Source organism: Burkholderiales bacterium (assembly GCA_013695435.1).
Classification (GTDB): Bacteria; Pseudomonadota; Gammaproteobacteria; order Burkholderiales; family JACMKV01; genus JACMKV01.
In genome coordinates this window covers 40,835-48,882 of the sequence record JACDAM010000297.1, presented here as the reverse complement: position 1 = coordinate 48,882, position 8,048 = coordinate 40,835, and the positions used below count along the sequence as shown (strand labels likewise).

Sequence of the window (8,048 nt, the reverse complement as noted above, 5' to 3'; positions counted from 1 at the left end):
CCGCATAGTTCACGTGCCCAGCCCACGGAATCGTGTCATGCACGGACGACAAGCAGATGATCTTGCCTGCCGAGCACGAGATGTCGCGCAGCACGCCGCGCCGCAGAAATTCGCGCAGGGCTTCGCGCGCGCACAGGAACTGGCCGGTCAGGTTGACCGCGATGACCTTGTTCCATTGCGTCAGCGTCATTTCGTGCAGCGGGGCATCCTGCTGCAGGCCGGCGTTGGCAACCAGAATGTCGACGCTGCCGAATTCGGCGCAGGTGCGGCGGAACATCGCTTGCACTTCCGACTCGTTGCTGACGTCGGCCTTGACGGCGACGCCTTGCCGCCGGCCGCGATGATGTCGGCGACGATCTCGTCGGCGCGCTCGGCGCCGGTCACGTAATTCAGGACCACCGCGGTGCCGGCCTCGGCCAGGCCGCGCGCAATCGACTCACCGATACCCGAATTGGCGCCGGTGACGATCGCGCGTTGTCCATCGAGCGTGGTTTCGCGGATGCTGGTTTGATGCAGCCGGTTTTCGCACGGCGCGCAGATGACGGGGGCGTTCATACGGCGCCTCGCGTTGAAAATTTGCGGCTGATCAGATGATCGATCGACAGCTTGCCCGGCCCGTGGAACAAGGTGACAAGCAGCAAAAAGCCCCAGTAAAAATGTTCGGTACGTCCGGCTTCCGACAGATCGGGATACGAGATCACGGCGATGATGTTGAACACGAACAGCGCAAATGCAGCAAATCGCGAGCCCAGCCCCAGCACCAGCACCAGCAGCACGGGCAAAATATTTCGGCGCCGGCGCCGCGCACGGCCGCGAGTTCCGGCGGCAGCAGAGGAACGGTATATTCGTTTTCGATCAGCGCGAGCGTCGTATCCCAGCTCGCGATCTTGGTCAGTCCCGATTTCCAAAATACGTTCGCCACCCACACGCGAAGCGCGAGATCGAGGACGGTGCTGAGCCCTTCGAGCACGCGCGTTGCAAGCCGGAAGCGATCGATAAAGCCGATACCGCGCTTGATTGTCTGCGTTCTGTTTGCCGCTAATTCCATCGTTATCTCCTTTAACGAAAACCCGCTACGCGAAAATCCACCAACGTCCCATCCATTACGCGCCGCTGCAAAAACACCGCAGCGTCAAATGCCGGCTCGCTTTGCAGCACGTGGTCGCAGGCGAGCACAAGACGCTGCCCGGCGGCGATCAGGCTGAGCAACGCGAAATCGTTTTTTTCCAGCGGTTCGAGCGCCACAGTGAAATCGCGGCGGTGCACCAGCAGCGTGACACCGCCGCTGGCCAGATCGACGTGGTCGTCACCGCGTTCTTCCGGCTGATTTGTCTGCCAGATGCGATGCACCGGATACGGCGATGCGAACAGGCGGCAAGCCGGATGCATCTCGAAGCGCAGGGCGCCGTACTGCTCCCGGGCCGATTTCCGCCAGGCGCCGCAGCGCTAACGGCGCATGGTCCGCGGCATGAAACGATTCGTGAATCAGCCATTCCAGATGCGCGGTATCGCTCAGGAAAACGAGGTGTTCGGCGCCCGGAAAACCTTGCAGGAAATCGGCGAAGCCTTCGCCGAAACGATGCAGGTAGCCGTTCACCGATTCGTGCGTTGCGATGAAGCGATTGGCCGCATGGCGGAAGAACTCGCTGCCGACGAGGCGCTCGATGACCGGATAAACCGCGCGCAGCGCCTCGCGATAATTGCTGAATACGTTGTTGCGATAGATGCCGAGCCGCGCGTCCGCGTCCATGCCCGGGCGGGCGAGGATGGCGTCGCAATGCGCGGACGCCAGCAGGCTGGCGGCGAATGTGCGCTGCTGATCACGAAGCGAGTGCATAGCGCGCCTCCATTGATGAATCCGCTTTGCGCGCTTCCGCGAGCAGCACGTCGAGCGCGGGAATATCGGCATCCCATTCGATCAAGGTCGGCGTCGGTCCGAAGCGTGCGACCGCTTCCCGATACAGCGACCACACGGCATCGGCGACCGGCTTCGCGTGTGTATCGATCAGGCAATCGGCTCCGGCATCGAAGCCGGCCAGATGGATCTCGCCGACGACCGCGCGCGGAATGCCGCGCAGATAACGCGACGCGTCGAAACCATGATTGATCGAATTCACATAGATGTTGTTGACGTCGAGCAAAATGCCGCAGTCGGTGCGCGCCGCGACTTCGCGCACGAACTCCCATTCCGGCAAGGTCGAATGCGTGAACTGCAAATAGCTCGAAACGTTTTCGACAAAGATTTGGCGCGCCAGAAAATCCTGCGTTTCGCCAACGTGCGAGCAGACCAGAGCGAGCGCTTCTTCGGTGTACGGCAAAGGCAGCAGGTCGTTCAGATGACGCCCGCCGATCGAGCCCCAGCACAGATGCTCGGAAACCATCGCCGGCTCGATACGCACGATCAGCCATTTGAGCAGGTTCAAATGTTCGTGCGACAACTTGTCGGTCGAACCGAGCGACAGACCGACGCCGTGCAAGCTCAGTGGATAATGCCGGCGCGCGCGTTCGAGAAAATGCAGCGGCTGGCCGCCGCCGAAATAGTTTTCACTGTGGACTTCGAGCCAGCCGATATCGGGCAGACGTTCGAGCAATTCGCGGTAATGCGGTGCGCGCAACCCAATCCCGGCGCGCGGGGGAATCCCGTTGCTGGTCGAATGCATTACCCCTTCCCACCCGACGGCGGAGCGCGATACCCCTTCTAGCTCGACGCGGAAACGCTGTACTCCTTCCCCCTGGACGGGGGAAGGCCGGGATGGGGGTGACGACCTAAGCACGTCGCACTACCTGGCGATGGGTAGCGTTGCTGCGCGCCTTACTTACCGCCGGGCTTCGCATGCGCGGAAGTCGTGATGCTCGCGCCGACGATTTTTTCGCACGTGCCTTTGGGGAGATAAACCCAGGCTTCCTTGTCGTTATCGACCTTGGCCGATCCGGCGCACGAGCTGTAGCTGGTACCGCAGTCGTTCTTGCCGGCCTTGACGATGCCCGCGCATTTTTCGTTGTCGCCTTTGGCGGCCACGGCGTGCCCGGCATTGCCGACGACACCCAGCGCGAGCAAGCTGGCGATTGCAGAGCGGATGATGCGATCTGATTGGTTCATGACGAATTCCTTTCCGTGGTTTGAGGGAAGAACAGACGGCGTCGCCGATCTGTGATGCGAGTGTGCGCAGCGAAAATCACGCAAATCTCGCGACGAGTTAAAAGTTTCATCACAGGGCGGCCAAGGGAACCCGTTTGCTTTGAAGGTTCGGAATTTCTCCGCAGCCTGCTGCCTCGCGTTGAATCCACGCGGGAATAACAGCTATTATTTTCGATGTGGCCTATGTACTGTGGAGGACACTCGCCAGCGTCGTAAAGAGCATCATAATCAGCTAGCTCGCCCGCGGAGTCGAACAATGGAAGCCCGTGTTTCCGATGACGGCAAGAGCATCGTAGGCCGCGAACCTTATCGCATCATCGACAACATGACGACGCGCACCGAGCGCCGGCTCGCCGCGCAATACGCGGTCGCGCGCGTTCTCGCCGAAGCGTCGTCCCTGAACGAAGCAGCGCCGCGGATTTTGCAGGCCGTTTGCGAAAATCTCGGCTGGGCGACGGGCGAGATCTGGCTGGTCGATCGCGCCGCGCAGTTGCTGCGCTGCGAAGACGGCTGGCATGCGCCTTCGGTTTCGGCGGCCGAATTCACCGTGGCGAGCAGAGGGCGAAGCTTCGCGCGCGGCATTGGCTTGCCAGGCCGAGTCTGGGCTCACGGCAAAGCGATGTGGATCGAAGACGTGCGCGCCGACGACAATTTTCCGCGCCCCGATCGCGGCCAAGCCGGACTGAACGCCGGCCTTCGGTTTTCCGATCCGGATCGGCGCCGATGTTCTCGGCGTAATGGTATTCTCAGCTTCGACAAGCGTTCGCCCGACGCCGATCTGCTCAAGGTTTTCGACGTGATCGGCGCCGAGATCGGCCAGTTCATCGAGCGCAAACAATCGGAGCGGATGCTGCTTGCAATCGCTGCCGGCACAGTGTCGGTCACGGACGGCGAATTTTTCAAATCGCTGGTGCGGAATCTCGCGCAGGCGATCGACGTCCGCTATGTATTTGTCGCGGAGTGCCAGGGCGAGCGGCGGCAGCGTGCAAAAAGCCGCGCTTTCTGGAAAGGGGATGGCTTCGGGGTAAACTTCGAATACGATGTCGCCGCAACGCCGTGCCGCGTAGTGCTCGAAGGCAAGACCGCGTTTTTTCCGGATCGGCTGCAGGCGCAGTTTCCGGAAGACCACGATCTCGTCGATCTCGAAGCCGAAAGCTATTTCGGATTGCCGCTGCTCGATCACGCCATGCAGGTCATCGGGCACCTCGTGGTCCTCGACACCCGTCCGATGCAATCGCTGCCGCGCGAACTGTCGGTCATCCAGACTTTTGCCGCGCGCGCCGGCGCCGAACTCGAACGGCTGAAAGCCCAGGAACGCCAGCTCGCGCTTCTGCAGCTCAACAATTCCATCATCACAAGCCTCAAGCTATCGGATTTGTTGCACGCGCTGCGCGAGGCCTTGAAACGCGTGATTTCCCATGATCGGGCGGCGATTGCGATCTACGAGCCGGCGATCGACGATCTGCGCGTTTACGCGCTCGACGGCTCGTTCTCGCCCGATCAGCTTGTCGTCGGCCATTTGCTCGATGTGCGCGGCAGGCGCGGCAACATTCCTTTCGATTTCCAGCGGGCGCTGTTGCGCAACGATCTCCAAAACGAGCGCTGCTATTCGTTCGATGAGGGTCTGCTCAAAGCCGGTATCCGCTCGCACTGCGCGTTACCCCTGGTCGCCGGCGACAAGACGATAGGCATCCTCGGTATCGGCAGCAAGTCGACAGACCAGTTTTCGCAAAGCGATTTCGAGTTTCTGCAGGAGGTCGCCAGTCAGATCGCGCTCGCCATCGCCAACGTCCAGGCTTATGAGGAAATCGAAGCGCTGAAGAACAAGCTCAGTGAGGAGAACGTGTATTTGCGCCGCGATCTGATCGCCAATGTCTCGCACGATTTGCGCACGCCGCTTGCCGCGGTTCGCGGTTATCTGGAAACGCTGCTCATGAAAGGCGACGACCTGGTTGCGGAGACGCGCCGCAACTATCTGCAGATTGCCGTCAAGCAGAGCGAGACTCTCGGCGCGTTGATCTCGGAACTGTTCGAGCTCGCCAAGCTCGATTTTTCCGGCTATGAAATCGATCCCGAACCGGCCCAGCTTGGCGATCTGGCGCAAGACGTCGTGCAAAAATTTTCGCTCGCGGCCGAAAGCAAGGGCGTTACCCTGCGCGCCGATATCGAGGAGGTCGGTCTGGTGCGCGCGGATATCGGCCTGCTCGAGCGCGCCATCGATAACCTGCTCGATAACGCGTTGAAACACACGGGCACCGGCGGCATCGTGACGGTTTCGGTTGCGCGGCATGAACAACACGTAATGGTGCGGGTCAGCGATACCGGCAGCGGCATTCCGGCCAAGGATGTCGCGCATATTTTCGAGCGTTTTTACAAGGTCGATAAGGCCAGGGGCACGGAGCCGGCAGGCGCCGGTCTGGGGCTCGCCATCGTCAAGCGCATCTGCGATCTGCACCACAGCGAAATCAAGGTCGAAAGCGCGCCGCTGACGGGTACCACGTTTTCGTTCGGTTTACCTCTGGAAACCCGCTGAGGGTTCGCTGATCCTGTCATTTCCGAGCAAGCGGCGATTCCGATTTGCCACTTCTTGTGGCTGGTGCTCGCTACGTTTTTCAGCAGCCTTCTAATCACCGCCCTGCCGAAACATTTGCTCGAACGCAGCCATCGCATCGCGACCGGACGATTGTTTTTTCACCAACTCGACCCATTGGATAGTTCGCAAAGCGCGCGTCAAGCCGCATGGCTCCGGGGCCGGGCTGGCGACTTCCGCGGCGGACAGATGACTGAACGCCGCTATGACCGCAGCTGCGGCGAGACTCGTTAAGAGCTTGAACTGATTCATCGCGACTCCCATCAATGTTGATTTCATTGTGGGAGAGCGAATTCACGTCCTGTTCAAGCGGATGTAACAGTTTTGTCGCGACAAGAAAAACGATGCGGATGATGGTCATTTCCGAGCGTGCTTTCCGGGCCTGTTTACATTATTCGATGGCGGGTGGAAATTGGGTTGCGTTAGCCGCTTCCCCGCCCGGCCTTCCCCAAGCAAGTGGGGAGGGAGCAAACCGAGTGATCCCGGATCGCGCCCACCCCGGCCCTCCCGGCAAGTGGAAGGGAGTAATCCGAAGCTATCCGGGTTGTTGTTTATCCCAACGCTCGCGCGGGCTTTCGCAAAACCCGGTCAAAGCTTCCCGGGTGGCGTAGCCGGCGGCCGAACGACAACCTGATCACCCGCTCGAAAAAACAAACCAGACTTCATGGCCGCACTCCTTCGATGTTCAAGCGCATCCGGTACAGACCCGATTGCGCGGTCAGATAAAGCGTCTTGCCGTCGGCATCGCCCCACGCGAGATTGTGCGGATGGCGCGGCGTGATGATGGTGCCTTGCGGCGACAATATTCGCCATCGACCCAGATTTCGGAGTAATCGTCGAGCGCGGTTTCGAACACCGCGGTCGAACCTGCCGTTACAAAATCGCCGACGCGTGCGGGCACGGTCAGATTGATCCGATACCAGTTGAAGCCGAGCCGGCCATTGCCGCGCCTTTTGCTCAGGCTGTCGGCCGCGATGATTTCCCAATGCGGGTCGTCGTAATCTCTACCGCCGGAGCGCGGTTCGTAGTCGTAATTCTTGACCGTTCGCCCGGTGGGCTGGCCGTCGGCGCCGGCGCTTTTGAAACTCGCTTCGACGATTCTGGTGTCGCTGTAGCGCCATTCGCCGTTCAACAGCGCAACGCCATCGACAGTCGCCAGATCGATCGCTGCTTTGGGCGCATGCGGAAATACGGGTTCCTCGGCGCCCGCCGCGGCCGACAGCACAAATCCTGCGCCAATTGCGCAAAGCACGTGCAACCAGGCTTTCATTTTTCACCTCCTGAAATAGATTTGACGACGTAATAAAGCACTGGCCCATCGATTTCTTGAACCAGTGCGGCACGCCTTCGGGAAGGACGAGTACATCGCCTTTCGCGACCCGCTGCGACTGCCCGCCAGCGATTTCGCTGCCGCGCGTTTCGCCAACCGCCGTAATTTTCGCATCGACGACTTCGCCGCCGGTGACTATCACTGCCGAGCCTTCGAGAAAGTGGAAGATATCGGTCTCATGCGCGTGCACTTCGGCGAGCCCCGGCTTGTCGCGACGACTTGTGTTCACTTTGTAGGCGCCCGTTGCGAGCAGCGAGGCATCGGTGCGGAAACCGGCGGCGACTTTATCGTTGCCGAAATACGTGACCGCGGCCGGCGTTTTGCCCGCACCTGCCGGCCCTGCCACACCTCTTTGCAAAGCAGCCGCGCCGGCGAGCGCGAGTTCTTCGTCCTGCTGCGCGCTCTGAGCGCCGATGCCGCCGATGACCTGGCCATCGACGGTCAAAGGAATGCCGCCTTAGAGCGGCGTGAATCCCTGCACATCGCCCAGGACGGTGACCATGGTCGTGCGGCCTTTGTTGATTGTGTCTTCGAATGCTTTGGTCGGCTTTTTGAACAGCGCCGCGGTGCGCGCCTTGCCGATGGAAATGTTGGCGCCGGCCGCAAACGTGTCATCGAGGCGCTCGACGGCAACCAGATTGCCGCCGTCATCGACGACGGCAATGGCGGCGCCCGGCGCGTTCAGGCGTTTGGCTTCGGCTATCGCGGCGGCGATTACACGGTTCGCGCCACCGAGGGTCAGCGCTTTTTGTCGACCGTTTGCGCATGGCTGTTCGCCATGAGCGCCGACAGCAGCGCCGCTTTGACGGAAAATTTGATGTGATGAATCATGATTTCGCTCCTTTATGTAACCAGCTGGAGGCGTGAAGCGATTGACACCGCGCGCTGCCTTGCTCATGGCGTGCGACGCGCCCTATCCCTTCGCGCCCCCGCACTGCGCTAGATTTTGGCGGGCGATGCGGCGCAAAGATGCGTGGAGCAGGGCCGTG

The 8,048-nt window shown here is 60.8% G+C and carries 7 protein-coding genes and 3 pseudogenes; 1 reads left to right on the top strand and 9 read right to left on the bottom strand.

Annotation, left to right across the window (positions count from 1 at the left end; all coding sequences use genetic code 11):
* The 6 genes and pseudogenes from H0V78_14720 to H0V78_14695 all read right to left on the bottom strand — a co-directional run bounded on the left by H0V78_14720 (position 1) and on the right by H0V78_14695 (position 3,100).
* Positions 1-555, bottom strand: a pseudogene (locus tag H0V78_14720) (SDR family NAD(P)-dependent oxidoreductase).
* Positions 552-1,048 (bottom strand): annotated as a pseudogene (locus H0V78_14715) (DoxX family protein). The pseudogenes H0V78_14720 and H0V78_14715 overlap by 4 nt, the downstream one beginning before the upstream one ends.
* 11 nt (positions 1,049-1,059) lie before the next feature.
* Positions 1,060-1,350 carry a hypothetical protein gene (locus H0V78_14710; protein MBA2352984.1) on the bottom strand — a complete coding sequence of 97 codons (291 nt, stop codon included), beginning with the start codon at positions 1,348-1,350 and terminating at the stop codon, positions 1,060-1,062.
* The gene (locus H0V78_14705) at positions 1,307-1,837 is read right to left on the bottom strand and encodes a putative DNA-binding domain-containing protein (GenBank protein MBA2352983.1); all 531 of its coding nucleotides are present in this window, start codon (positions 1,835-1,837) and stop codon (positions 1,307-1,309) included. The genes H0V78_14710 and H0V78_14705 overlap by 44 nt, the downstream gene beginning before the upstream one ends.
* Entirely contained in the window at positions 1,821-2,660 is an 840-nt protein-coding gene (locus H0V78_14700) for a DUF692 domain-containing protein (GenBank protein MBA2352982.1), read from the bottom strand. Before H0V78_14700 ends, H0V78_14705 begins: the two co-directional genes overlap by 17 nt.
* 152 nt (positions 2,661-2,812) lie before the next feature.
* Positions 2,813-3,100, bottom strand: a complete 288-nt coding sequence (locus H0V78_14695) for a DUF2282 domain-containing protein (protein ID MBA2352981.1) — start codon at positions 3,098-3,100, stop codon at positions 2,813-2,815.
* 295 nt (positions 3,101-3,395) lie between these two features.
* Between H0V78_14695 and H0V78_14690 the strand changes: the two genes are divergently transcribed.
* Positions 3,396-5,672, top strand: a complete 2,277-nt coding sequence (locus H0V78_14690) for a GAF domain-containing protein (GenBank protein MBA2352980.1) — start codon at positions 3,396-3,398, stop codon at positions 5,670-5,672.
* 90 nt (positions 5,673-5,762) lie between these two features.
* Here the strand turns inward: H0V78_14690 and H0V78_14685 are convergent, their stop codons facing one another.
* The 3 genes and pseudogenes from H0V78_14685 to H0V78_14675 form a co-directional block, all read right to left on the bottom strand.
* A complete protein-coding gene (locus H0V78_14685) occupies positions 5,763-6,008 on the bottom strand; it encodes a hypothetical protein (protein ID MBA2352979.1) in 246 nt (81 codons plus the stop codon).
* Positions 6,009-6,391: 383 nt separating this feature from the next.
* The gene (locus H0V78_14680; protein ID MBA2352978.1) at positions 6,392-6,532 is read right to left on the bottom strand and encodes a hypothetical protein; all 141 of its coding nucleotides are present in this window, start codon (positions 6,530-6,532) and stop codon (positions 6,392-6,394) included.
* Positions 6,533-7,414: 882 nt separating this feature from the next.
* Positions 7,415-7,957 (bottom strand): annotated as a pseudogene (locus H0V78_14675) (heme-binding protein).
* Positions 7,958-8,048: the final 91 nt, after the last annotated feature.